The following is a 23,792-nucleotide window of genomic DNA, read 5'->3' as shown; positions in this document are numbered from 1 at the left end:
AAAAAATCCTAATGAAGTTGGAGACACGTTGTGAAAAAGATAGCTTGGAAAAGGCTAGGACTGACCCTGTCCGCGGCCGCCGGAACGTTGTCGGCCTTCTCTGTACATGCGCAAACCAGCGTGACGCTGTACGGCACCGTGGATGGCGGCATCCGCCATCAGACCAGTGCGGCCAAGGGCGGCGGCACCGTGACCACGATGAACTCGAACGGTTACTACAGCTCGAACAAGCTCGGTTTTCGCTTGAAGGAAGATCTGGGCGATGGCTGGAACGCACACGCCCAGCTGGAAAGCGGCTTTAATCTCGGTAACGGCCAGTTCGACAACACGGCCAACCGCGAATTCAACCGGCAGTCGTTCGTCGGCATCGGGCATCGGACTTACGGCTCGATCGATCTTGGCCGGCAGTACACGATCGCGCACGACATCATCAGCATCTACGATCCGTTCAGTTTTCATTTCACGCCGATCCTGCCGCTCACCGCCGCCTCCGACGGCACGCGCAACGACAACGACGTGAAGTACAGAAACCGGATCGGTTCGTTGCTGTTCGAAGCGGACAACTCGTTCGGCGGTGTCGCGGGCAATTTCAGCAGTGGCGCGGCCCGTGCCGTGGGCATGAGCTACGCGGCGGGCCCCGTGGCCGTGGGCGGCGTGTATGGACACCGCAATGTGCTGAACGGCACGCGCTACCTGGGCGACAGCTACTACATGCTGGGCACCAGCTATGCGATCGGACCAGTCAAACTGTCCGGCGGCTTCATGGCCGAAGACCTGCAGGACCCCGCCGCGCCGCATACGGTGACGAACAATGCGTTCGGCGGGCTGGCATGGACGGTGACGCCGTTTATCGTGTTTCGTGGCGGCTATTACCAGACCAACGTCTCCACCGACAAGGCGGGACGCCGCAGCCTGTCAGTCCTGTCACTGGCTTATCTGCTGTCCAAGCGCACGACGCTCTATGCCGAAGCCGACTACACGTCCTATCGCCACGCTGTTGTCAGCACGCTGAACCCGGCCGGGGCGAACAGTCAGACCGCGTTCACCATCGGTATCGATCATCTGTTCTGAAGCGACATGCGCTGTTCACGCCGGATGCGGGACAGCGCATAGCCGCCGACCGATACGGCGGCGAACCCCGACAGCGCGCCAATCCCCAATGCCCAGCGCGGCCCCAGGTGGTTGGCGACCCAGCCGACCACGGGTGCGCCAATCGGCGTTCCGCCAAGCGCAATGGCCAGCCGCAGCGCCATGACGCGCCCTCGCATCGCGGGTTCGGTCGAGATCTGCATCAGACTGTTCGTGGTGTTCGTAAAAGTGAGCGCCGCCACGCCGATCACGGCCAGCGCACCTGCGAACAGCCAGTAGGTCGGCGCAACGGCCGCGAATGTGCAGCCCACGCCGAACATGCCGGCTCCGGCCAGGATGGCGCCGAAGCGCGGCCGGCCGCGTCCCGCCGCGAGCAAGGCGCCGGAAATCGTGCCGATCGCCATGAACGACGAAAGCAGGCCGTAGCCGCGCGCGTCGGTATGAAAAACGCCGACGGCCATCGTCGAAATGAAAATCGGAAAGTTGAGACCAAAAGTGCCGATCAGGAAAAGCATGACGAGAATCGCCTTGAGGTCGGGGCGTGACCACGCATAGCGGAACCCCTCGGACATGCCCTTCCGGGCGCGCCCGGCCCGCGCGCTCTCGCGCAGCTCGGACCTGCGGAACCACGACATCGAAACCAGCACGGCGACGAAGCTGACACCGTTGACGAGAAAGGCCCAGCCCGTGCCCACCGAGCCGATGACCAGCCCCGCCACCGCCGGTCCGATCATCCGTCCCGCGTTGAACGACGTGGAGTTGAGCGCGACCGCGTTGTGCAGGTCCGCGTCACCCACCAGCGAGCCGACGAAAGTCTGCCGCACCGGCCCGTCGAAAGCCGATGCACATCCGAACAGCAGCGCGAACACATACACATGCCACAGCACGACGACGCCGGTCACTGTCAGCACGCCCAGCGCCAGTGCCAGCGCGCCCATGGTCGCCTGGGTGAACATCAGGAGCTTGCGCTGGTCGTAGTGATCCGCCGCATAGCCCGTCCACGGCAGCAGGACGATCTGCGGCCCGAACTGGAGCGCCATCACCGTGCCGACCGCCGAGGCGTTGTGATGCGTCAACTGCGTCAATACGAGCCAGTCCTGCGCGGTGCGCTGCATCCAGGTGCCGACATTGGAGACGAGCGCACCGGCCGCCCACAGGCGATAGTTGAAAACCTTCAGGGAACGGAATGCCTGCACTGCCTGAATCCCTCACGTCCGCGTAGTCATCCGGCCACCATGGAAGCGGCCGAAGTGCCTGGCTAGAAACAGCCCGATGAACAGCATGCCGAGGCCGAATGCCAGGGCGTCAATGGTGTTGCGAAAATCGAAATGTCCGACGTGACACACCAGCACATATCCGATGACGAGATTGAAGAAGCCCCACACCACGTTCACCGTGGATGAGGAGAGGCCCTGGCCGGGCGGCGTCGCAAAGGGGCTCTGGAACGGTTCGCCTCGTACGCCGCTGACCAGATGCGGCAATGCGTTGCAAAAAAAGACGCCGCCGAAGAACCAGGCGATGAGATCGAGCCATTCCATTTTTTTCAAACGCCTCGTGTGTCGAAATGGTCAAGGCGTCGCGCTTCCGGCGACGCATGAAGACAAGCAGGTTCACTCGTCCACCAGCCGCACGAGCAATGCCACGGCCGCTGCGACTTGCGCCTGCTCGGTGGCAGACAGCCGCGCCCGGATGGTGCGGGACAACCAGTCCTGCCGCGCGCTGCGCCCTTTGCGGATCATCGAGAGACTGGTTTTGGTGAGGGACAGGATGGTGCGTCGTCCATCCTCCGGGTCCGGCTTGCCCACGACATGCCCGCCGGCCATGAGCGCCGCAACCGCCGTTCCCATGGATTGCGTGCGGATGCCTTCGGCCTGTGCGAGTTCCGATACCGAGGCCGGGCCCTCGCGCTCCAGACGCAGCAACACGGCAGTCTGCGTGCCGGTCAGATCGCCATAGGTCGACTGTGCGCGCATGTTGCGCTTGAGCCGGGAGACGACGGAACGAAGTGCGGAAGCGAGTTCGTCGGCGCTGTCGAGCTTTGAGGTTGCGGATTGATCTGCCATGGCGTCACTCTGACAGATGAAAAGAAAACTGCCAAGTTAACTTACTAATTTGCACGAGGCAAAGATTCGTTCACCCTTAACCAAACCGTCAACTCTCACGCCGATAAATTCAATAGACTAGGTAATTACCCTAGTGTGAAATACGACCTGTCGCCGCTGAACAGTCACGCGGTTCTCATCACGCAGAAAGGTCAAGACATGAAACTCGCCATCCACGCCGTATTGGTCGCCGCCGCCATCCTCGTTCCCGCATCAGCCTTCGCTCAGACGAGCGAGCCGCTCACGCGCGCTCAGGTCCGGGCTGAACTCGTGCAGCTCGAGAAAGCCGGCTACAACCCGCTCAGCAACTGCGACGGAAATTGCCCGGACAGCCTCCAGCGCGCCGAAGCCACCCTCCTGCGCAGCCGGAACGAGGCGACCGCCGCGTACGGTCCCGCATTCGACGGCACGCAACAAGCCGGCCGATGAACCCTTGGCGAACCCTTGGCGCTGCGTTCAATGCAGCGCGTCGCGCGTGGCGAGCGGCTTGAACAGGTGGCTCCATGCAAGGCTCACGAGAATCGTCGCAACGCCGCCCGCGACCACTGAGCCGATTACGCCGAGACCTGACGCCGTGACGCCGGACTCGAATTCCCCGAGCTGATTGCTGGCCCCGATGAAGAGCGTATTCACCGCCGCCACGCGACCGCGCATGCGATCCGGTGTCTCCAACTGAATGAGCGTCTGCCTTACGACCACGCTGATGGTGTCCGCGCCGCCAGAGACGGCCAGCAGGATGAGCGACAAGGGAAACCATGTCGACAGCCCGAAACCGACGATGGCAACGCCATAAATGCCCACCGCAACGAGCAGCTTCTTGCCGACGCCGCTGGCAATCGACCGTCGCGACAGGAACACGCCGACACACAATGCACCAATGGCAGGCGCCGAGCGCAGCAGTCCAAGCCCTTGCGGTCCCACATGCAGGACTTGCCGCGCATAGACCGGCAGCAACGCCGTAGCGCCGCCGAACAGCACGGCGAAGAGATCGAGCGAAATGGCGCCGAGCAGAAGCGGATGGCTCCAGATGAAGCGCAGGCCGGCAAGGATCGAATCCGCGGTGACGGGTTCACGCGGCGGCGGCGTGAAGTCATAACGCACGAAGAAATACAGCAAGGCGCTGAAGCCGAACAGCGCCGCGCTGGTCAGATACACCGTGACCACGCTGATAGCAAACAGCACGCCGCCCAGCGCCGGCCCGGCGATGACGCAGGTCTGCTGGACCACGGTGCTCAGCGCCATTGAGCGCGCGAGGAGCCTGGGCGGCACGAGCATCGGCAAAAGCGCCTGCTGGCCAGCCATCTGGAACGGCCTGATGGCGCCGAGCACAAGCGACAGCGCCAACAGCGCGTCGCGCGTGACATGATGCGTGGAGGTAGCCGCCGTCAGCAGCGCTGCCGCAACCGCTTGCAGCGCGAGACACGCGGCGACCATCCGCCCGCGATGCAGGCGGTCCGCGCAATGACCGGCAACGAGCGTCGTCGCGAGGCCCGGCGCGAACTGAAACAGACCGACGAGGCCAAGGTCCCACGCGCTCGATGTCAGGTCATACATGTGCCAGCTGATCGCCAGCATCAACATCTGCTGGGCCGTGATGGAACCGATGCGCGCGATCAGGAAGCGCGTGAGCGGTGCGTGGCGCAGCAACGACGTCACGTCATCGGAACGGGTCTGCATGGCGGGTGATGGAGTCATCTCTTGTACTGCGGAGCGCAGCCGCTCACGGCCTTGTATCAACCGAGGCTGCCGGTCACATCGTCGAAGAGTTCGTCCACGGACAGGCGCCGCGGAATGATCTTCTGGTCGAGCGCCCAGTCCACCGCGAGTTGCAGACCCTTGCGGTTCGCTTCCAGCCCGAGCGGAGGAAACACGGCCGGAACGCTCTCCGCAGCCGCGCGGCTCTCGGCCACCATGCGATACAACTCGCGCACGATATCCGGCCGCTCCTGCGACAAGCGCTCGTGCACCACGAACATGTGATTGATCGGCACGACGCCCGTGCGCGCAAACCAGTCTTTTGCGGCGTTCTGCGCATCGGGCACGAGGGTGCGCACGCGCTCATCCTTGGGCATGTCCTCGCCCAGAAGGGCCGCCGTCAGCTCGCCGTCCATCATCATCTGCGGAATCGACGAACCGGCCGGCAGACGACGGCAGTTCGAAGGATCGCTGTATTCGGCGAGGTGGCCGTCACCGAGCGTCATCCACGTGACCTTGTCCAGATCGACACCGTACTCATGACGCAGGATGCCGCGAATCCACAGCGCAGTAGTCTGCGTGTAGGTGCGCACGCCGACCTGCTTGCCTTCGATGTCCTTCGGATCAAGATGACCGAAGTCGAGGTTATAGCCCGCGCAGTGATGCTGGAAGCGGCCCGAGATCGGCGCGGGCAGCAGGACATACGGCTTGCCATAAGCCTTCGCCTGCAGGAAGGTGACGATGGCGAGCTCGCCGGCATCGAACTGGTTCTCGCGCACCATCGCCTTGAAGCCGTTGTGCGCGGGCGTCGGTCCGCAGTAGTCGAGTGTGACGAGGTCGGACTTCACGCGGCCGTCGCGCATGGCCTTCGTCACGCCGTATTCGGCGAGATTGACGCGGAGCGTCGTTGTCATGATGTGTGCTCCTTCATTGCTTGTAGCGTGCTCGTGATGAGGTTCAGAGGCGCACTTCGATCAGGCAAGGTCCGTCCGCGTGCGTCGAATCGGTCAAGGCCTTGTGGAAGCCCTCGGCCGTCTCGACCGCCACTGCCGGCACGCCCATGCTCTTCGCCATCGCCAGCCAGTCGATGCGCGGCTTGTCGATGTCGATCATCGACAGCGCCCGCTCACCCGGCGCACCCGCGCCCATGTTCGCGTACTCCGCCTTGAGAATGGCGTAGCTGTTGTTGGCGAAGATGATCGTCGTGACGTTCAGGCTCTCGCGGGCCTGCGTCCACAGCGACTGGATGGTGTACATCGCGCTGCCGTCGCCGACCATGCAGAACACGCGGCGATCGGGACACGCGAGCGAAGCGCCGGTGGCTACCGGCGTCGCATAGCCGATCGACCCGCCCATGTTGTTGATGAGATCGTGCGGACGCGCGCCCATCGTGAGATTCATCGACTCGCGCCCGGTTGTCAGCGATTCGTCGACGACGATGCAATGCTCCGGCAACGCCGCCGCCAGTGCATGCGCGATGCTGGCCGGATTGAGCGCGCCCGTGGGTACCGGCGTCTCGATGCGTGCTTGCAGCAACGGCGCCGTGCCGGATGCACCGAGCGCATCCAACAGCATGTCGAACGCGAGTTCGCTGTCTTCGTCGGCTTCGACGAGCGCATGCACCAGCGTGCCTTCGGGCTTCAGCAAGCTCGGCTTGTCCGGATACGCGAAGAACGCCACCGGCTCGCGCGTCTCCACTGTGATGATGTGCTTGAAGTCCTTGAGGAACGCTGTGGCCTGCGCGACCGCATACGGAATGCGCGCGAGCGGCACACGCCCGGCGCCCCGCTCGATGCGCGCCGTGAAGAACTGCGATCCCAGCACCGCGCCGGTCGCGGCGGCGACACGGCCGGCCTTGTCCAGCGTCACGCCGCGGGTCGCCTTGTTCGCAAGCACGATCAGCGCGGGTTCGCCCGAACGAAGCACGCGCGCAATGTGCTCGATGCGTTGCGCGGACGGCGCCTTGCGGCCCGTCGCGCGAGCGGGCCACGCTTGCGGCGCGGTACCGGCTTGCTGCCAGGACGTGTCGCCCGGAAGAATCAGCGTCGCGATCTGCCCCGGATGCTCGCTTGCCTTGGCGACTGCTTGCGCGGCATCCCAAGCGATGGTGTCCGCGGATTCGGCACGGCGTACCCAATGACTCAAGGGCCGCGCGAGGCCTTCGATATCCGAGGTCAGCGGCGGATCGTACTTGAGATGCGACACCGAATGCTCGCCGACGACATTGACCATGCCCGACGATGCGCGCTTCGCGTTGTGGATGTTCGCAAGACCGTTCGCCAGGCCCGGTCCGAGATGCAGCAGCGTGGACGCGGGCGTGTCCTTCATGCGGTACCAGCCGTCCGCGGCGCCCGTAGCGACGCCTTCGAACAGGCACAGCACGCTGCGCATGCGCGGGTTGTTGCCGAGCGCGGCAAGGAAGTGCATCTCCGAGGTGCCCGGATTCGCGAAGCAGATATCGACGCCCTGATCCACCAGCGTCGCGACGAGACTTTCGGCGCCGTTCATCAGTAGCCTGCCAGTTCGCGTGCGAGACCGACGACGCCATACGTACGCGCCGGCGCCGACATCAGGAAGCGATAACCTTCTTCCTGCAAGCGGCGATGATTCTTCGCGGTCACATGCGGGTTGCCGACGACCACGTTGTGCTTGTGACAGGTCTCGGCAATCTGCCGCATCGCGGCGACCACTTCAGGATGCTCGTACTGACGCGGCAGCCCCAGTTCCTGGCTCAGATCGCCCTCGCCGATCAGGATGAAGCCGATGCCCGGCACGTTGGCGAGGATGTCGTCGAGGTTCTCGATAGCCTGCGTGCTCTCGCACATCAGGCCCACGAGAATCTCGCCTTGCGGCGCGAGCGGCCAGACGTCGGCCTTCTCGTAGTACTGCTGCATCGACAAGCCCCAGTAGCGCGCGGCATTCGCGGGACCGTCGCCGCGCACGCCCTTCGGTTCGTACAGCGGCGCGTTCTTCGGGCGCGCATAGCGGCACGAGGCCACGGCGTTATAGGCCTGCTCCACGGTTGCCACGTGCGGCCAGATCACGCCGTATGCGCCGCGGTCCAGCACCTGCTTGGCGAAGCTCTGGTTCATCTCCACGCCGTTCGCCGGAATGCGCGCCAGCGGCGTCACCTTGGGCGCGACCGAGCCGGATTCGGCAATCTGCTTGCGGTTCAACATGTACTGGAAGGCATCGCCGAGCGCGGCCACGTCGTACGGGTTGTGCTCCATCTCGAAGACGATGCCGTCATACGGCGAATCGCTCATCTCGATGGCGGTCTGCTTGTCGAGCTTCGCGAATGCCGCGTGCGCGGCCTTGCCCGATTCGAAGGCGCGGATGATGCTGTTCAGGCGAGTGTCTGACATGATGGTCTCCGTTATTGGCTCAATGCCGGATAGAGCTTCTGCGCGGTCTTGCCGAAGATCCATGCGCGATCTTCTTCGCTGAGGCATGCAAGCCCTTGCTGGGCCGTCGCGAGGATCTCGCCGAGCTTGCCAGGCGACGTCGGGAAGTTCGAGCCCCATGCGAGACGTTGCGCGCCGAATGCCTCGACCACGCGCGGGAAGAACGTCTCCGAGCTGGCCTTCTCCTTCTTCACATCGCCGAAGATGCGCGGCGTGAGCTTCATGTACACGTTGGACAGGTCGCGCAGTTCGAACAGTCCTGCTGCGTTCGCATACGGCGGGCCGTCGAGGACATCGGGACGCGCGAGGTGGTCGAGAATGATGTTCACGCCGGGAAACTTCTCTGCGAGCATGCGCACCTGCGGCAAACCGACCGGACCCGTCTGGATGCACATCGGCAGCTTGAGTTCGGCGAGCATCTCCCACGCCTTGAACGACTTCGGGTTATCGAGCTCGCTCGGGTCGAAGTCCTTCGTGGAACCGCCCGTGAAGATGCGCAGGCCCGCAAGACCCTTGTCGGCCCAGCCCTTGATGACGGTGGCCACGTCGTCGGCCAGCATGTCGACGGAGCCCACCGCGATGAGCCGGTCCTTGTACTGGTCGCAGCCGTCCACCACGTAGCTGTTGTCGAAACCATAGGTGGTCGACGAATGCACGACGGCGGCCTTCGCAACGCCTGCCTGATCCATCGCCGCGATCAGCGCCTCGACGGTGTTCGGGCGCTCCTGTGACCAGTCCGAGCGCTTGCCGAACAGCGGCGCCGGCGGATAGCGCGTCTCGTCGTCCGAGATGATGTGCGGATGAATGTCGATGATGTTCATGTCTGCCTTCCTCGTCCGGTCACAGGCCGCGCGCCTTGAGTTGCTGGTCCAGGCGCGGATAGACGCGGCGCGCGTTGCCTTCGAAGATCGCGTGGCGGTCCGCGTCGCTGAGCGCTTCGCAGGCGTCGATATAGCGCTTCGTATCGTCGAAGTACTCGCCGGTATTCGGATCACGCCCGCGCACCGCGCCGATCATCTCCGAACCGAACATCACGTTGCTCGTCGGCACGACCTTGGTCAGCAGTTCCACGCCCGGATGGTGATAGACGCAGGTGTCGAAGAAGATGTTGTTCAGCAGGCCTTCGAGCGGACGCTTGGCGATCTCCAGCGACATGCCGCGATAACGTCCCCAGTGATACGGCACCGCGCCGCCGCCGTGCGGAATGACCAGGCGCAGCGTCGGGAAGTCCTTGAACACATCGCCTTGCAGCAACTGCATGAACACCGAGGTATCGGCGTTCAGATAGTGCGCGCCGGTGCCGTGATGGCACGGATTGCAGGAGGCCGCGACGTGGATCATGGCGGGTACGTGGAGATCGCAGAGCGCTTCATAGACCGGATACCACTCGCGGTCCGTCATCGGCTTGCCGGTCCAGTAGCCGCCGCTCGGATCCGGATTCAGGTTGCAGCCGACGAAGCCCATTTCCTCGACACAGCGGCGCAACTCGGGCACCGAGTTCTTCGGCGGCGCCTTCGGCGATTGCGGCAGCTGGCACACCGGCGCGAAGTTCTCCGGGTACAGGTCGCATACGCGCCGCACCAGATTGTTCGATACCTCGGCCCATTCGAGGCTCGTACGCTCGTTGCCGAGGTGATGGCTCATGAGGCCGGCGATCGGCGAGAACAGCGTGAGGTCGCCGCCGCGTTCCTGTTGCAGACGCAGCTGACCATTGCCGACGCCTTCGCGGATCTCGTCGTCGGACACATGCGCGCCGGAGAGCGGCGGCGCGTTGGAGGGGTCGTCCGCGGCTGCGATCTGCTTGGCGCGCCAGTCGCGGAAAGAGGCGGGGACGGTCGTGAAGTGACCGTGACAGTCGATGATCATGTTCCTGGCCTTACGGGTGATTTAGACGCGGGGATCGACGAACAGCTCGTTCATGGACATGCGGCGCGGCGTCAGGCCTTGCTTGAACGCGGTCGCTTCGAGCGCTTCGATGGTCTTGCGGTTCTCTTCCACGCCATACGGCAGCGGATCGTTGCCGACGATCTTCTGCAACTCGATGTACTTCCTGTTCTTCTTGTCGGTCAGTTCGCCCGCGTTGAGCTTCGCGAGCCAGTCCTGCTTGGCCTTGTCGAAGGCGTCGTAGAGTGACTTCGCCACCCACGGATGCTCGGCCAGCACCGAGTCCTTGACGACGATGGTGCCGTGCATCGGATACACGCCGGTGCGGGCGTAGTACTCCGATTCGAGTTCAGCCGCATTCGGGAACATGTCCGGATAATCCGCTTCGACTTCCTTCCAGCCGCCCGTCGGGTCGCCGGTACGGCCGATGCCTGCGTTGCCGTGGAAGCCGGCAACGAGTTCCCCGTTGGCCATCATCTCGGCAAGCGAGGTGCCCTTCGGCGCATGGATCACGTTCGGCGGCAACTGCAGTTGCGTGACGTGCTCTTCGTCATCGACAACCCAGGTCACCTTCGAGGGATCGAGACCGAACTCGTCGATCAGTACCTGACGCGTCCATGCGCCGGTGGTCACCGAATACGCGCGCACGCCAACCTTCTTGCCTTCGAGATCCTTCGGCGTCTTGATGCCCGCATCCGGACGCACCAGCAGACCCGAATGATGGAAGCGGCGCACGACGAAGATCGGCAGCGCGACGAACGGCGCGCCATACGCACGGGCGATGATGTAAGTGGTCGGCGCCAGTTCGCAGACATCGAATTCGACGTCGCGCACCATGCGGCGGAACGCGCCGATCTGCGGCTGCACCGTGATGAATTCCGCGTCCACGCCTTCGATGGGAATGGAGCCGTCGCGGATGGCCGAGGTATGCGGATGCTCGGCGATCGCGAGCTTGAGATGGACTTTCTTGGTCACTGGAGTCTCCTGGAAAGATTGATCGTGCGAGTCGAACTCGTGTCGGTGCCGACATGATCTTTCGAGACGCCCTGCTCCGTCTATTGAATAAAGAAGCAAGGGGCTTAACCGTTTGGTAAAGAGTGGGTTGCACGTCGCCGATACGGAACCCTAACTAACTGGACGATGAAAAACCGAAAACACGTCGCCGTGCTTTCGGCAGTCAGGCCTTGGCGCTTTGCAGCTGTTGCGCGGCCTCCTCCAGGCACGCGACCATGAGTTGCGCGCTCGGCGTCAGGCCGCGATTGCGGTTCCACAGCACGCCGGAGGGGCGCAACAGCCGCGGCAAGCTCAGGGGCAGCGCATACAGCGGTTGCGTCGGATCGTTGGCGGGTGTGCCCACCATGACGGCAATGAAGTCCGATATCTGCAGATGCGCCCGGGTCACATGCACGGACAGGGTCTCGATGTAGTTGTTGGTCAGCGGTACGTCATGCGCTCTCAGCGTGCGTTCGAGTGAATCCCGCAGGATCGAGTTCTGCGGCGGCAGGATCCAGGGATAAGGAAGAAGGTCGGACCACTTGATTGTCTTCGCCCGCGCCAGTGGATGATGCCGCCCGGTCATCAGCGTCACGGGTTCTTCCAGCAGCGGCTTTTCCTCGAAGCTGCCGAGCGTATCCGGCGCGGGCAGGCGCCCGACGATCAGGTCGAGACGGCCCTGCCACAACTCCGGCAGCAACGCGCCGCGCGTGCCTTCCACGACTCGCACGTTGGTGCCTGGCGACTTGTTCTTCAGCAGGTTGAGCGCGAGCGGCAGCAGCGCGGACGCCGAAGCCGGCAACATGCCGATATGCACCTTGCCCTCGGTGCCCGCGCTCAGTGCCTTCATTTCATCGCGCGCCTGATGCAGGATGGTCAGCATCTCGCGCGCATGACGGATGAGGCATTCGCCGTGCGGCGTGGGCACGAGCCCTTGCGCCGTGCGCGCGAACAGCGTGAGGCCGAGCCCGCGTTCCAGCTCGGCCAGCGACTTCGACACCGCCGGCATCGTGACGTGGGTGACTTCCGCCACCTGCGTCAGATTGCGATAGGTATCGATGGTCACGAGCAGGCGCAGATGTCTCGCCTTGAGATTCACTTGCAGATAACCGTCGAGTTCCGACACGATCTTTCTCCTACTGCCTCATAAGCTGAGTCGTTCAGTCTTTGGGCTGCAATGCATGCAAGGTCATGCCGAGCGAGATCGACGTGAAATAACCGATCGTGACGAGAAGTTCGGCGATCACCGCCCGGCCCAACTCAGCATCGTACTGGGCAAAGCGCGCATCGTCGACCGCGCCGCCTGCGAGCAGCGCGCTCACCGCGTCGCATACCAGCGCCAGACGCCCGTCGTCCGCCTCGGGCTTGCGCCGCTCCAGGATCGCGGCGACCACCGTTTCCGGAACGCCCGCCTTCAGCGCGTGCCGCCGATGATTGGCGATCACATACGGGGCATTCCAGAACACCGCGGTGGCCAGGATCGCGACCTCGGTTTCCGCTTCGCTCAGCACGGGCGAATGATCCACATGCGTGCCGATGATCTCCATGCCTTCAGCCAGACGCGGGTTGTGCAACCAGATGTTGAACGGCGTGGGAATCCGTCCGCGCCCTGCGCCCAGTTGCGCGATGACGCGCTGCTGATGGTCGGTGGCCTGCTGCGCGTCGATGCGCGCCAGTCGGTCTTGCGTCATGCTTCGCTTCCTTTCGATGATGAATCAGGCTCCGCCCAGTCCGGGCAACCACTGTCCGAGAAAGCTCTCCGGCCAAGGGATATGCAGGATCTGATCGAAGACGATGTACAGGAACACGGTCACGCACGCGGCGAGAATCAGGCTCAGCTTCCACGACTCACGGCCTTCGATGCGCATGTACGCAACGATCATCAGCGGCACCGTGGGCAGCATGCCGATCACCGACATGCAGGCGAGAAACGCGAGAAACCAGCTGAAAAAGCGGGCCGCACGCTTCAGCACGGTCCTGACGGGGAGCTGCTCGTCGTGGTCGCCGGATACGTCCATGTGAACGCCGCTGCTCGCCCGCGCCACGCCGTGCGCCGGAATCACGAAGACCTTGTACGCGAGGCTCAATGTTCCCGCGATGACGAGAATGCTCGCGACCACCGTCGGCCCGATGCGCGCCATCAGCAGCCAGTCCTGCGAGCTTGCCAGCATGTAAATCCCGACGATGATGAAGAACACATGCACCAGATCTTCGCGCTTGAAGTGCACCGAGCCGCTCGGCTTGAACTGCGCGAAGCCGCCGCTGCGCAAGGCCGTGAAGAGCGGCTTGAAGAACACCAGCGCGGCCAGCCCCAGCAACACGATGACGACAGGACGCGCGAGCCAGTCGGTCCCGTAGCGGACGAAGGAGATCGACATGTAGCGCTCCATCAGCACGCCGAGCACGAGGCCGAGGATCAGCGGCGGACGCGCCCACCTGAGCCGCTTCATGGTCCAGCCGATGACGCCCGCGATCAGCAACACGAACAGGTCGCCCCAGCTGCGCGAGCCCTGGAACGCGCCGACATAGATGACGGGCATGATGACCGGCAGAATGAGCGTATAGCGCAGCGTCGATACCTTCGCGAACTGGCCGCTCAACAGGAAGCACAGCCCCGCGCCGAAGATGTTGGCGAGCGCGATGGACCAGACCATCGAATAGGTGAAGTCGAGATGCTTGGTCAGCATGTCGGGGCCGGGGATGAAGCCGTGCACCATCATCGCGCCGAGCAGGATGGCCTGCGCCGCGCCGCCCGGCACGCCGAAGGACAGCATCGGCACGAGGCTGCCGCCCTCGCGCGCATTGTTGGCCGCTTCGGGCGCGATCACGCCGCGCACGTCGCCCTTGGTGAACGTCTCCTTCGCACCCTTCGCGGTCTGCAACGCATGGCCGTAGGCGATCCAGTCCGTCACCGCGCCGGTGATGCCCGGCACCGCGCCAAGGATCGCACCGAGACCGCCGCAACGCAGCACCAGGAACCAGTTGCGGAAGCTGTCGAGCACACCCTCGCGCATGCCTTGCCGCGACGTGAACTGCACGTTCTGCGCAATGGCCGCGCGGCGGATGGCCAGCTCGCACAACTCGGGCAACGCAAAGATGCCGAGGATGATCGGCACCAGCGGAATGCCGTCCTGCAGATAGAGAAGATTGCCGGTCCAGCGCATCTGTCCGGTCGCGACATTGGTGCCGATCATGCCGACCAGAATGCCGAAGCACGCGGCGACAACGCCACGAAGCGGCGCGTTGCCGGACAGCGCCGACACCATCGACACGCCGAACACGGTCAGCGACAACATCTCCGGCGTGCCGATGGACAACACGAACGGACGCACCAGCGGCAGCGACACCGCGAGAATGACCGCGCCGATCAGGCCGCCCATCAGCGAAGACATGTAGCAGGCGCTCAGCGCCCGCGAGGCTTCACCGCGCTTGGTCATCGGCAGGCCGTCTAGCACCGTGGCCTGCGACGCGGCATGGCCGGGCACGCCGAACAGCACGGCCGGAATCACGTCCGAGGTGGTGATGACGGACGCCATGCCGAGCAGCATCGCGAAGGCGGAATACGGGTCCATCGTGTAGGTGAACGGCACCAGCAGCGCAAAGCCCGTCAGCCCGCCGATGCCCGGCAGCAAGCCGATCGCGAGACCGACCGCCACGCCGAACACGAGAAACATGATGCGGTGGAATTGCAGGAGCGTCGACAGCGCATGTCCGGCCGCCATCAACGTTGCATCGTTGAAGAACTCCATGTCTCATCCTGATGGAATGGCGAGCTGCACAGGCTCGCCTGTTATCGGTCGTGCAGGAACGGACTTAGCCGGCCAGCATCGGATACAGCTTTTTCGCGGTGCCGCCCCAGATCCAGGCGCGCTCGTCGTCGCTCAGGCCCGCGAAGCAGTCATTGCCTTGTGCAACGAGATCCTTCAACGGGCCGGCCGAAGCCGGATAGTTCGAGCCGAACGCGAGATGGTCTGCGCCGGACACCTCGACGAGCTTCGCGAAGAACGGCTGCGCACCGCCCGGCGCGGCCTGCGCGAGATCGAAAGTGCGCGGCGTGATCTTCATGTAGACATTGGGGAATGCGGCCAGCGCGAACAGGTCCGCGCAATTCGCATACGGCGGCCCGGCTTCGAGGTTGGGCCGGCCGCAGTGATCCAGCACGATGTTCACCGAAGGAAAGCGATGGGCCAGTTCCGCCACCATCGAAAGGCCTTCAGGCGTGGTCTGCACCGCCATCGTCATGCCGATCCCGGCGCAGCGTTCCCAGATCGGGAAGGTCGCGGGATTCACCAGCCAGCTGCCGTCGCTCTGATGCGTGGCGCCGCCGGTGAAGAGGCGAATGCCGCCCATGCCACGAGCAAGCCAGTAGTCGAACGTCTGCAGTGCGTCGGGCGCGAGCAGGTCGAACGAATAGACGCCGGTGAAGCGGTCCGGATGTTGCGCGACGCTGTCGGCGACGTACGCGTTGTTGGTGCCGTAGGTCGTCGATGAGTGCACGATCGCGGCCTTGGACACGCCCGCCTCATCCATCTCGGCGATCAGCTGCTCGAACGTGATGGGCCGCGTCGCCGACCACTTCGACCGGTGTCCGTGCTGAGGCGCGATCGGATACCGTGCCGTGTCGGTCGAGATGATGTGCGGATGAATGTCGATGATGTCGGGCGTCATGGGAAGCTACCGTAAGGGTGTTGATGTTCTCTCAGGTTCTTTCTCGCTGCGGCTGCTCAATGCGCGCTGAAGATGAGCTTGCGTGCATCGTCGAGCTGACGTTGGGGCGTCGCATACAGCTTCGCGATGATCTGTTCCACCGCATCGCCGCTGATGGGATCGATCGGATAGCCCGACTGCTTCATGGCGTCGATGAAATCCGGATCCGCGATGGTCTTCGCGAACGCCTCGCGCAGCGCATCGAGCCGGTCTTGCGGCACGTCCTTCGGCACGGCGATGGGACGCCCCGCCTGGAACGGCAGGATGAAGAGGTTGAACAGCGCCTTGACGTCCGGCTGCGTGATGTAGGAAGAGAGGTTCGGCACGTCGGTGTACCCGGCCGGGCTTTGCCAGCCCAGATGCAGCAGCACCTTCATCTTGCCGTCCTTGAGCAGCCGCACGGGTTCGCCCTGTTGCAGCCCGTCGATGGTGGAGGCCCAGCCGTCGACTTCACCGCGCTGCATCGCCAGATACACTTCGCCGCGGCCCGTATAGCCGGGCACGATGCTCATCTTCGCGCCCATGTATTCGTTCAGCAGCGCGGGCAGCGTGCGGTCCTCGTTGGCGAAGCCGGTCGCGCCGATATACATCTTCTTCTTGTTCAGGTCGTCCGCCGAAGAGACGCCGGAACGGGTCATCGAGACCAGGCAGTACTCCACCTTGTTGAGACTGCCGAGCCATCTCACCTTGCGCGGATCGAAGCGGTTCTGCCGCTCATCGAGCAGCGGGATGTACAGGTTGTTTCGTTGCAGGAAGCCGATCACGGTACCGTCGCTCGGCTGCCGCGATTGCAGCGATGCCGCTGCCACCATGCCGCCCGCGCCCACCACGTTCATCACGATGGCCTTCGGATGACCCGGAACATACTTGACGAAGAAGCGTGAGAACTGGCGCGCGACGATGTCCGTCACCGTGCCGGCGTCCGCGCTGACCAGAAGCGTCAACGCCTTGCCGCGATAGAAGTCCGCGACCGACTGCGTGGATGCCGGGGCCGCGTAGGCATGTGCGGCGAAACCGAACAGCGTCGCGCAGGCGCAGAGCGCGGTCCTCAGATTCATCATCGTTCTCGTCTCCGTGTAGATGCGCGGAACTGTCCGTGGAATGGCCGGGAAAGCGTGCTTCCCGGTGGCAGTTCGCGTCGTCGCCCGTGTCGTTGAGCGTGAATGAATTGTGCCAGCGCCTCGAATGGCCCGGTTTGAGAAAAACTGCGGGCCGGTTGAGGAAATGGTTAAGGGGCTGACGGGAGGCGTCAGCCGCGCTTCTGGCCTTCCCGGGACAGGCGCTGCGCGGTTTCCTCGAGGCAGGAGATCATCAGTTGCGCGCTCGGCGTGAGCGTGCGGACGCGGTTCCAGAGCACGCCGGCGGGCCGCAGCAGGCGGGGAAGCGTGAGCGGCAGGGTATGGAGCGGCTGGGGCAGCGTGGCCTCGCGCGCGGAGGTGTCGGCCATGACGGCGATGCAGTCGGACACCTGCAAGTGCGCGCGGATCACATGCAGGGACAAGGTCTCGATGTAGTTGTTGGTCAGCGGCACGCCGTGGACTTCGAGCGCGCGCTCCAGCGGATCACGAAGAATGGAGCCCGCGGGCGGCAAGATCCACGGATAGGGCAACAGGTCCGCCCACTGCACGCTCTTCCTGCGCGCCAGCGGATGCTGCCGGCCCGTGACGAGCACGACGGGCTCCTCCAGCAGTTCCTTCTCGTCGAAGCTGCCCGGCGCATCCGGAGGCGGCAAACGGCCGACGACGAGATCGAGATGGCCTTGCCACAACTCCGGCAACAGCGACTCCGCGGACCCTTCGACGATCTTCACGTTGGTGCCCGGCGAGCGCTGCTTGAGCAGGTTCAACGCATGGGTCAGCAGACTGGACGCCGAGACGGGCAGCACGCCGATCTCGATCTTGCCTTCCGTGCCGGCGCTGAGGGCCTTCAGTTCGTCGATGGTCTGATGCAGCACATGCAGCATGGCCCGCGCGTGGCGCGTCAGGCATTCGCCGTAGGGCGTCGGCACCAGTCCCTGTGCCGTGCGCGTGAACAGCGTGAGGCCGAGTCCGCGCTCCAGTTCGGTCAGCGACTTCGAGACCGCGGCCAGCGTGACGTGCGAGACCTCCGCCACCTGGCTCAGATTGCGATAGGTATCGATGGTCACCAGCAAGCGCAAGTGCCGCGCCTTGAGGTTGATTTGCAGGTACCAGTCGAGTTCCGCCGACACGTTGCCTCCTCTCCCGGTATGAGTCATTCGTCAAGTCGTTGCCCATTTTACTCAATCGACCCGGCCGCGACGGTTCGGCACAATGCGCCCTCGTGCCAGCGCTTCCCGATTAATAACGACCGGCATCCGGAGACACTAAGATGACCTGTGATTTGAACCGTCGCGGCTTCTTGCGCAAGGCGGGCGCCCTCGGCGTGGGTCTCGCCGCGGGTCCGTTTGGCGCGCCTTATGTCGCACGCGCCGCCAACAGCGAGATCCGCATTGTCAGCAATCCGGGCCTGGAGAACGCGACGCTCAACGCGCTGATGGACGAACTGGGATACTTCAAGACCTATGACGTCGATGCGCGGATCATCCAGATCCCCGGCCCCACCGGTCCGTTCGACGCCATCGCGCGTGGCGCGGCCGACGTCTGCATGGTGTCGGGCTACAACCTCGTGCTCACGCGCATTGAACAGGGCGCGCCGGTGAAGATCGTCGGTGCGGGGATGAAGAAATGTGCGCTGACGGTGTACGCAAGGCCTGGCGGCGTGCGGACGCTTGAAGGGCTGGAGGGAAAGACCTTCGCGGTTGGCCCGCAGCATGGCCTGCTGCATACCCTGATGCTTCAGCTCTTGAAGGAGAAAGCCCTCGATGCTTCGCGCATCACCTTCGCCGATCATGGCAGCAACGAGCACTGTTTCGATGCGGTCGCAAGCGGCGCCGCCGATGCCTGCCTCGCCAGCATCTCGCATCTGAACGACGATAGAGGGCCGCAGGTCATCAGCGATGGCAACCTGTGGCAGGCGTTGCCGGATTGCGTGTTTCAAACGGCCTATGCGGCGGATGCGGCGCTCGGCGCGAAGCACGAAGGTCTGGTGGCCGTCATGGCCGCGTATGGCGCGCTCTATGACTATCTGATGTCGCCCGCCTCGCACGATGCTTTTATCGATGCTCGCAAACGGGCGCAGAAGCATTTCGACGCTGCATCGGCCGAGGCGATCTGGCGGTTCAACCAGAAGCAACGTCCGTACTCGCGCAACCTGGCGCTGAGCGAGCGCGAGATCGGTTATCTGCAGGACATGGATATCGGCGTCGGCAGCCTGAAGCGCAAGCAGCCGTTCAGTGCGGTGGCGGATATGTCGGTGGCGCGCGCGGCCGCAGCCCGTTTCGAGGCTTAGTCCTTCCTTGCCGAACGCTCCGCGATCCCGCGCATGATGGCCGCGAACGCGGCTGGATCTTCCGCACAGGACGTGTGGCCCGTATCGAGCACATGCAGCGTGGCGTGCGGCATCCCTGCCGCCAGTTCCTGCGCATGGGCCAGTGTGCGCGCGACGTCGGACTTCCCATGCACGATGGCAGCCGGCAAACCGCCAAGCCGGCCGAGCAAGGGCGTGAGATCCGTCTCCATCTGACTGCGGACGGCGGCGGCGACCGCTTCCTTGCGCACGCGCGAAGGGTAGTTGCGCACTTCCATCAGCAAGGGCTCTTCGGGAAGACGCAGGAAGCAGCGCGCCAGGAAAGCCTCCCAGAACTCGACGCCCCAGTCGGTTTCGATGCGCCTCACGATGGCATCGGCATCGCCATGACCACGCGTGTTGGCGCCGCTGTTCGACAGCACCAGCCCGCACACGCGCGGGCCGTCGCGTTGCATGTCCTGCAATGCGGCGAGCACTGCGAGCGGCGTGCCGAGCGAGTGGCCGACGAGCACGATGCGCGGTTCATCGGCGACGCATTGCAAAGCACGCCCGGCGATCGCTTCCAGCGAAAACGGGCCATCATCCTCGAGCCATGCGAGCGCCAGTGCGCGCAGGCCGGACAGACGCGCGGCCTCCGCGAACACGGCCGGACTGCACATGGCCCCGGGCAGGCAAACCAAGGTGGGCAGCGACCGGTCTCCGTCGCTGATAGGAAGGATGCGCATGCTGTTCGATGGAAGGTTGAGGCCGCAAGGGCGCCCGAAGGTGACCGACTTTATCAGATCGATCTGCGGCAGGCGTCCGCGCCGGCACTAAAGCTCACCATGCCTCGCACATATCGCATGCAGAACACAAAATGCCATCCGGCATTTTGAATGCAAACGTAATGCGCCCGTTTCGACGGAGCGCAAGGCATCGGAAACCACGCTGAAAGCCTTGGCGGAACAGGAACCGGGCGGTGCGAGGGCCGGGCCACGTTCTTGCTGGCAGCGCCTCGGACGTCCTGTGATCCATCCATCTCTTCACTCGCCAAGGAGCCCTCTTGCGACGCTACACTTCCCTCCTCCTCATGTTCGTCACCCTGTTCTCCGGCTGTGCGGCTTACCGGACCCACGAGGCCCGCAAGGACTCGGGCGCGCTGATCGGCTCGAACGTACTCGACCTGGTGGCTGCTGTCGGCATTCCCGACAAGACCATGAAACTCGTGGACACGAACTCCCCGAATGACCGCATGGTCATGCAGTGGAATTTCTCCAATTCGGATGCCGCATTCGACCTGAACGTGATCCTGCTCGACCTCAAGATCGGCGGCGCGGGCAAGTGCAGCATGACCGCCACCGCCGACCGCTGGGGTGGCAAGGTCCTTTCGGTCAACTTTCCCCAGGCACACAGCGACAGCATGAATTCCGACTACAGCGCATGCGAACCGCTCGTGGAAGAAGCGCTTCAGCATCTGGCACATACACCCGTCGATCCGTCTTTCGACGCCTTCTCGCTGGTCGGCGCGGCGAAGTAACGATGGCATGACGGAGCATCGCAAGGGTGCTCCACGCCCTGCTTTCCGATTCGAATAGCACGCGAGAGCCGGTCCGAAGCATGCGCTTTCTCGTGCTTCCTGCATGCAGCAAGTGTTGTTTTCTGCATGCAGCATCAAAAAAACATAAGCCCCGAAGTGGTTCCTCTCGGCCCTCGATCAGTGCATCGCGGGTGCATCATGCATCGCTTGCGGGCAAACACGCCCATGCAAACGATCGCCCGCAATCCCTTATGGTGCATGGCTTTGCAGCCGGCCCTATGCATTCTTTCGACCGCATTCTTTTCCGGTTGACGCCAAAAAATCGACTTCATATCGTTCGTCGTCGCGTGCAGTTCTGCATGCAGAAAACAACGATTCAGGGGTGTTCCATCGCCCCGCCATGGAGCTTCGATGAACTTCGACGTCCGCGAGTGCAGGACCACGCTCGCGCAGCAATTGCCCGAGATGACGCACACGCTCGAGCGCCTCGTGAATATCGACAGCGGGTCGTATTGCGTCGAAGGCGTGAACCGGGTCGTCGACATCATGGAAGCCGGGCTGCGCACGCTCGGCTTCACGATCGACCGCCGGCCAATGTCCGCATGCGCGGATCAACTGGTTGCCACGCGCACGCTGTCCGGCAGGGGCCGCCTGCTGATCCTCGGTCACGCCGATACCGTATGGCCGGAAGGCACCGTCGCCGAGTGGCCCTTCAGCATCGACGGCGACCGCGCCACCGGCCCGGGCGTCGGCGACATGAAGGGCGGACTCGTGATGGCGCTCTCGTCGCTGCGCTATTTGTTCGCGCATGGCTTCGACGACCTCGCCTCCATCACCTTCTTCCTCGTGCCCGACGAAGAACTCGGCAGCGTGCACAGCCGCCCCGCCATCGAAGCGGCGGCGCAAGAAGCGGACTTCGTGCTGGTGCTCGAACCGGGACGCCCCGGCGGCGGGATCGTCACCGCACGCGGCGCGCTCGGCGCGTTCCAGCTCTGCGCTCACGGACGCAGCGCGCATTGCGCGGTGAACTACGCAAAAGGCGCGAGCGCGATCCGCGAACTCGCCGTCAAGGTCGAACCGCTCGAAGCGTTGAGCGATCCGGAGCACGGCGCAGTGGTCAACGTCGGCATGTTCCATGGCGGCGCGGCGCGTCAGGTGGTGCCGCCCGAAGCGCGGATGGATATCGACCTGCGGGCGCGCACGCAAGCGCAAGCCGACGCGATGATCGCGGAGATTCGCCGTATCGGCGCGGAACGGCGCAATGAAGGCGTCGCGCTCGATCTGCGCGGCGGCCTGACGCGCCCCGCCTTCACCGACGCCCACAACGGCCCGTTGCGCGACATCGCGCTCGATCTGGCCGCGCAACTCGACATTCCGCTGTTCGAAGTGCCGCCGACAGGCGGTGGCTCGGACGGCAATTTTTCGGCCGCACTCGGCATCCCGACGCTCGATGCGCTCGGCCCGGTCTGCGAGAACATCTGCGCGCGCGATGAATCCATTTCGCTCGCCAGTCTCGCCGAACGTGGCGCGCTCTTTTGCGGCCTCATCCTGCAACTCAATAACACCAGGAAGATTTGACCCATGGCACTGATGACGGGGGATCAATATCGCGCTTCGCTCCGCGATGGACGCGAGGTCTATATCTCGGGCGAGCGTGTCACCGACGTGACCACGCATCCGGCAAGCAAGCCGATGGTCGATGCAATGGCGCGCATGTACGACCTGCAGCACGACCCGCGCTATGCCGACGTCTTCGGCTATCGCACGGAAGACGGCGAGATGGCAAGCCGCGTGTACAAACTGCCCGATACGCTCGACGACCTGCGCAACCGCCGCGAGATGACTGCTGCGGTGCTGAATGAAGTGAGTCCGGTGATCGACCGCTTCGGCGACGAAACCGTCACGCCGCTGTTCGTGATGAAGGACCGCAAGGACCTGCTCGACCGCTTCGACACGCGCTATGCACAGAACGTCGAGCGCTGGCTCTCGAAGCTGCAGCGCGAGAACCTCTTCATGACGAGCGGCAATACCGATCCGAAGGGCGACCGCAGCAAGCAGCCGTATCAGCAGGACGATCTCGACATGTACCTGCGCGTGGTAGAGGAACGCGACGACGGCATCGTAATTCGTGGCGCCAAGTATGAAACCGGCGCGTGCTATGCGCACGTGGCGTTCTGCAAGCCGACCGTCGGCAACTGGATTCCCGAGAATCGCGACTACGCGGTGGCCTGCATCGTGCCGCTCAATTCGCCGAACGTGCGCCATATCTGCCGCGCGCCGCTGGAAGAAAAGCAGTCCGCCTTCGATCATCCGCTGTCTGCACGCTTCGACGAACTGGACACGCTGATGGTGTTCGACAACGTGTTCGTGCCGTGGGAGAACGTGATCTTCTCGCGTCAGCCCGAACTCGCCAACCTGATTCGCCAGGATTTGCCGAAGTGGGCCGCGCAAGGTTTCTTGAACCGCTCGTATGCGAAGGCGGACCTGCTGGTCGGCACCGCGTTGCTGCTCGCCGAACAGACGCGCCTCATCAATGTGCCCGTGATCCGCGAAAAGATCGCGACGCTGATGGGGTTCCGCGAAGGCATCCGCTCGTTCATCCTCGCGTCCGAAGCCGCGTACGAAACCAGCCGCACCGGCATGATCATGCCGAACCAGTCCATCCAGAATGCGGGCCGCGTGTTCGCGTCGTCGAACTACTACACGATGACGCAGATCCTGCGCGACCTCGCGGGCGGCGCGGCCGTGATGGCGCCGGACGAAGCCACCTATAACAACCTGGACCTGCGCCGCGATCTCGAGAAGTACTACCGCATCGGCGAAGCAAGCGGCGCGGAACGTCTGCGCACGCTGAACCTCGCGGCCGAACTCACCGCGACGTCGTTCGGCGGCCGCATGCAGGCCTATCAGATGTTCGCCGAAAGCCCGCCGCCCGTGCAGGCGATGGCGCTCTTCCATTCGTTCGACAAGCAGGCCTCGGTGGCGCGTGCCCGCGCGCTGATCGGCGCCTGACGA

The 23,792-nt window shown here is 63.9% G+C and carries 23 protein-coding genes; 6 read left to right on the top strand and 17 right to left on the bottom strand.

Annotation, left to right across the window (positions count from 1 at the left end; all coding sequences use genetic code 11):
• Positions 1-30: 30 nt before the first annotated feature.
• Entirely contained in the window at positions 31-1,071 is a 1,041-nt protein-coding gene (locus tag QCE62_RS18070; RefSeq protein ID WP_309921190.1) for a porin, read from the top strand.
• Here the strand turns inward: QCE62_RS18070 and QCE62_RS18065 are convergent.
• The 3 genes from QCE62_RS18065 to QCE62_RS18055 all read right to left on the bottom strand — a co-directional run bounded on the left by QCE62_RS18065 (position 1,059) and on the right by QCE62_RS18055 (position 3,152).
• Positions 1,059-2,294, bottom strand: coding sequence for an MFS transporter (locus QCE62_RS18065; protein WP_309922889.1), 1,236 nt, complete (start codon positions 2,292-2,294; stop codon positions 1,059-1,061). The genes QCE62_RS18070 and QCE62_RS18065 overlap by 13 nt on opposite strands.
• 3 nt (positions 2,295-2,297) lie before the next feature.
• A complete protein-coding gene (locus QCE62_RS18060; RefSeq protein WP_309921188.1) occupies positions 2,298-2,627 on the bottom strand; it encodes a hypothetical protein in 330 nt (109 codons plus the stop codon).
• Between the two features lie 72 nt (positions 2,628-2,699).
• Positions 2,700-3,152 (bottom strand): MarR family transcriptional regulator, encoded by a 453-nt coding sequence (locus tag QCE62_RS18055; protein ID WP_309921185.1) that lies wholly within the window; start codon positions 3,150-3,152, stop codon positions 2,700-2,702.
• Positions 3,153-3,350: 198 nt separating this feature from the next.
• On the opposite strand from QCE62_RS18055, the gene QCE62_RS18050 reads away from it, so the two are divergent.
• Positions 3,351-3,620 carry a DUF4148 domain-containing protein gene (locus QCE62_RS18050; RefSeq protein ID WP_309921182.1) on the top strand — a complete coding sequence of 90 codons (270 nt, stop codon included), beginning with the start codon at positions 3,351-3,353 and terminating at the stop codon, positions 3,618-3,620.
• Between the two features lie 27 nt (positions 3,621-3,647).
• Here QCE62_RS18050 and QCE62_RS18045 read toward each other — a convergent pair whose 3' ends face one another.
• The 13 genes from QCE62_RS18045 to QCE62_RS17985 form a co-directional block, all read right to left on the bottom strand.
• The gene (locus tag QCE62_RS18045; protein ID WP_309922887.1) at positions 3,648-4,868 is read right to left on the bottom strand and encodes an MFS transporter; all 1,221 of its coding nucleotides are present in this window, start codon (positions 4,866-4,868) and stop codon (positions 3,648-3,650) included.
• A 56-nt stretch (positions 4,869-4,924) separates the two neighbouring features.
• On the bottom strand, positions 4,925-5,800 hold the full coding sequence (locus QCE62_RS18040) for a phosphate ABC transporter substrate-binding protein (RefSeq protein WP_309921179.1): 876 nt from the start codon (positions 5,798-5,800) through the stop codon (positions 4,925-4,927).
• 43 nt (positions 5,801-5,843) lie between these two features.
• On the bottom strand, positions 5,844-7,394 hold the full coding sequence (locus QCE62_RS18035; protein ID WP_309921177.1) for an acetolactate synthase large subunit: 1,551 nt from the start codon (positions 7,392-7,394) through the stop codon (positions 5,844-5,846).
• Positions 7,394-8,251, bottom strand: coding sequence for an aldolase/citrate lyase family protein (locus QCE62_RS18030; RefSeq protein ID WP_309814329.1), 858 nt, complete (start codon positions 8,249-8,251; stop codon positions 7,394-7,396). The genes QCE62_RS18035 and QCE62_RS18030 overlap by 1 nt, the downstream gene beginning before the upstream one ends.
• An 11-nt stretch (positions 8,252-8,262) precedes the next feature.
• Positions 8,263-9,111 (bottom strand): amidohydrolase family protein, encoded by an 849-nt coding sequence (locus QCE62_RS18025; RefSeq protein WP_309921173.1) that lies wholly within the window; start codon positions 9,109-9,111, stop codon positions 8,263-8,265.
• Between the two features lie 19 nt (positions 9,112-9,130).
• A complete protein-coding gene (locus QCE62_RS18020; RefSeq protein ID WP_309921170.1) occupies positions 9,131-10,156 on the bottom strand; it encodes an amidohydrolase family protein in 1,026 nt (341 codons plus the stop codon).
• A 21-nt stretch (positions 10,157-10,177) separates the two neighbouring features.
• Positions 10,178-11,149 (bottom strand): ABC transporter substrate-binding protein, encoded by a 972-nt coding sequence (locus QCE62_RS18015; protein WP_309921167.1) that lies wholly within the window; start codon positions 11,147-11,149, stop codon positions 10,178-10,180.
• 202 nt (positions 11,150-11,351) lie between these two features.
• Positions 11,352-12,293 (bottom strand): LysR substrate-binding domain-containing protein, encoded by a 942-nt coding sequence (locus tag QCE62_RS18010; RefSeq protein WP_309814340.1) that lies wholly within the window; start codon positions 12,291-12,293, stop codon positions 11,352-11,354.
• Positions 12,294-12,327: 34 nt separating this feature from the next.
• A complete protein-coding gene (locus QCE62_RS18005; RefSeq protein WP_309921164.1) occupies positions 12,328-12,858 on the bottom strand; it encodes a carboxymuconolactone decarboxylase family protein in 531 nt (176 codons plus the stop codon).
• A gap of 24 nt (positions 12,859-12,882) precedes the next feature.
• Positions 12,883-14,916, bottom strand: coding sequence for a tripartite tricarboxylate transporter permease (locus tag QCE62_RS18000; protein WP_309921161.1), 2,034 nt, complete (start codon positions 14,914-14,916; stop codon positions 12,883-12,885).
• Positions 14,917-14,980: 64 nt separating this feature from the next.
• Positions 14,981-15,835, bottom strand: coding sequence for an amidohydrolase family protein (locus tag QCE62_RS17995; protein WP_309921159.1), 855 nt, complete (start codon positions 15,833-15,835; stop codon positions 14,981-14,983).
• A gap of 56 nt (positions 15,836-15,891) precedes the next feature.
• Complete coding sequence (locus QCE62_RS17990; RefSeq protein WP_309921156.1) at positions 15,892-16,935, bottom strand: hypothetical protein; 1,044 nt, start codon at positions 16,933-16,935, stop codon at positions 15,892-15,894.
• 188 nt (positions 16,936-17,123) lie between these two features.
• On the bottom strand, positions 17,124-18,110 hold the full coding sequence (locus tag QCE62_RS17985) for a LysR substrate-binding domain-containing protein (protein ID WP_309921154.1): 987 nt from the start codon (positions 18,108-18,110) through the stop codon (positions 17,124-17,126).
• Between the two features lie 113 nt (positions 18,111-18,223).
• Here QCE62_RS17985 and QCE62_RS17980 point away from each other — a divergent pair, with 113 nt between their 5' ends.
• On the top strand, positions 18,224-19,243 hold the full coding sequence (locus tag QCE62_RS17980) for an ABC transporter substrate-binding protein (protein WP_309921151.1): 1,020 nt from the start codon (positions 18,224-18,226) through the stop codon (positions 19,241-19,243).
• On the opposite strand, the gene QCE62_RS17975 is transcribed toward QCE62_RS17980, so the two are convergent.
• On the bottom strand, positions 19,240-19,986 hold the full coding sequence (locus tag QCE62_RS17975; RefSeq protein ID WP_309921147.1) for an alpha/beta hydrolase: 747 nt from the start codon (positions 19,984-19,986) through the stop codon (positions 19,240-19,242). The two genes, QCE62_RS17980 and QCE62_RS17975, sit on opposite strands and share 4 nt — an antisense overlap.
• Before the next feature lie 317 nt (positions 19,987-20,303).
• On the opposite strand from QCE62_RS17975, the gene QCE62_RS17970 reads away from it, so the two are divergent.
• The 3 genes from QCE62_RS17970 (at position 20,304) to QCE62_RS17960 (ending at position 23,789) form a co-directional block, all read left to right on the top strand.
• Positions 20,304-20,777 (top strand): hypothetical protein, encoded by a 474-nt coding sequence (locus tag QCE62_RS17970; RefSeq protein ID WP_309921144.1) that lies wholly within the window; start codon positions 20,304-20,306, stop codon positions 20,775-20,777.
• A 411-nt stretch (positions 20,778-21,188) separates the two neighbouring features.
• Complete coding sequence (locus tag QCE62_RS17965) at positions 21,189-22,355, top strand: M20 family metallopeptidase (protein ID WP_309921142.1); 1,167 nt, start codon at positions 21,189-21,191, stop codon at positions 22,353-22,355.
• A 3-nt stretch (positions 22,356-22,358) separates the two neighbouring features.
• Positions 22,359-23,789 carry a 4-hydroxyphenylacetate 3-hydroxylase N-terminal domain-containing protein gene (locus QCE62_RS17960; RefSeq protein WP_309921140.1) on the top strand — a complete coding sequence of 477 codons (1,431 nt, stop codon included), beginning with the start codon at positions 22,359-22,361 and terminating at the stop codon, positions 23,787-23,789.
• Positions 23,790-23,792 lie beyond the last annotated feature (3 nt).

Origin of the sequence: Caballeronia sp. LZ033, assembly GCF_031451265.1 — a bacterium.
Lineage (GTDB): Bacteria > Pseudomonadota > Gammaproteobacteria > Burkholderiales > Burkholderiaceae > Caballeronia.
This window is presented reverse-complemented; position numbering and strand designations above follow the sequence as displayed.

What these genes read in the sequence shown, in the direction of transcription:
- QCE62_RS18060 (WP_309921188.1), bottom strand. Translation starts at nt 2,627, where the DNA reads ATGGAATGGCTCGATCTCATCGCCTGGTTCTTCGGCGGCGTCTTTTTT.
- QCE62_RS18055 (WP_309921185.1), bottom strand. Translation starts at nt 3,152, where the DNA reads ATGGCAGATCAATCCGCAACCTCAAAGCTCGACAGCGCCGACGAACTC.
- QCE62_RS18050 (WP_309921182.1), top strand. Translation starts at nt 3,351, where the DNA reads ATGAAACTCGCCATCCACGCCGTATTGGTCGCCGCCGCCATCCTCGTT.
- QCE62_RS18045 (WP_309922887.1), bottom strand. Translation starts at nt 4,868, where the DNA reads ATGCAGACCCGTTCCGATGACGTGACGTCGTTGCTGCGCCACGCACCG.
- QCE62_RS18040 (WP_309921179.1), bottom strand. Translation starts at nt 5,800, where the DNA reads ATGACAACGACGCTCCGCGTCAATCTCGCCGAATACGGCGTGACGAAG.
- QCE62_RS18035 (WP_309921177.1), bottom strand. Translation starts at nt 7,394, where the DNA reads ATGAACGGCGCCGAAAGTCTCGTCGCGACGCTGGTGGATCAGGGCGTC.
- QCE62_RS18030 (WP_309814329.1), bottom strand. Translation starts at nt 8,251, where the DNA reads ATGTCAGACACTCGCCTGAACAGCATCATCCGCGCCTTCGAATCGGGC.
- QCE62_RS18025 (WP_309921173.1), bottom strand. Translation starts at nt 9,111, where the DNA reads ATGAACATCATCGACATTCATCCGCACATCATCTCGGACGACGAGACG.
- QCE62_RS18020 (WP_309921170.1), bottom strand. Translation starts at nt 10,156, where the DNA reads ATGATCATCGACTGTCACGGTCACTTCACGACCGTCCCCGCCTCTTTC.
- QCE62_RS18005 (WP_309921164.1), bottom strand. Translation starts at nt 12,858, where the DNA reads ATGACGCAAGACCGACTGGCGCGCATCGACGCGCAGCAGGCCACCGAC.
- QCE62_RS18000 (WP_309921161.1), bottom strand. Translation starts at nt 14,916, where the DNA reads ATGGAGTTCTTCAACGATGCAACGTTGATGGCGGCCGGACATGCGCTG.
- QCE62_RS17995 (WP_309921159.1), bottom strand. Translation starts at nt 15,835, where the DNA reads ATGACGCCCGACATCATCGACATTCATCCGCACATCATCTCGACCGAC.
- QCE62_RS17990 (WP_309921156.1), bottom strand. Translation starts at nt 16,935, where the DNA reads ATGATGAATCTGAGGACCGCGCTCTGCGCCTGCGCGACGCTGTTCGGT.
- QCE62_RS17985 (WP_309921154.1), bottom strand. Translation starts at nt 18,110, where the DNA reads ATGACTCATACCGGGAGAGGAGGCAACGTGTCGGCGGAACTCGACTGG.
- QCE62_RS17980 (WP_309921151.1), top strand. Translation starts at nt 18,224, where the DNA reads ATGACCTGTGATTTGAACCGTCGCGGCTTCTTGCGCAAGGCGGGCGCC.
- QCE62_RS17975 (WP_309921147.1), bottom strand. Translation starts at nt 19,986, where the DNA reads ATGCGCATCCTTCCTATCAGCGACGGAGACCGGTCGCTGCCCACCTTG.
- QCE62_RS17965 (WP_309921142.1), top strand. Translation starts at nt 21,189, where the DNA reads ATGAACTTCGACGTCCGCGAGTGCAGGACCACGCTCGCGCAGCAATTG.
- QCE62_RS17960 (WP_309921140.1), top strand. Translation starts at nt 22,359, where the DNA reads ATGGCACTGATGACGGGGGATCAATATCGCGCTTCGCTCCGCGATGGA.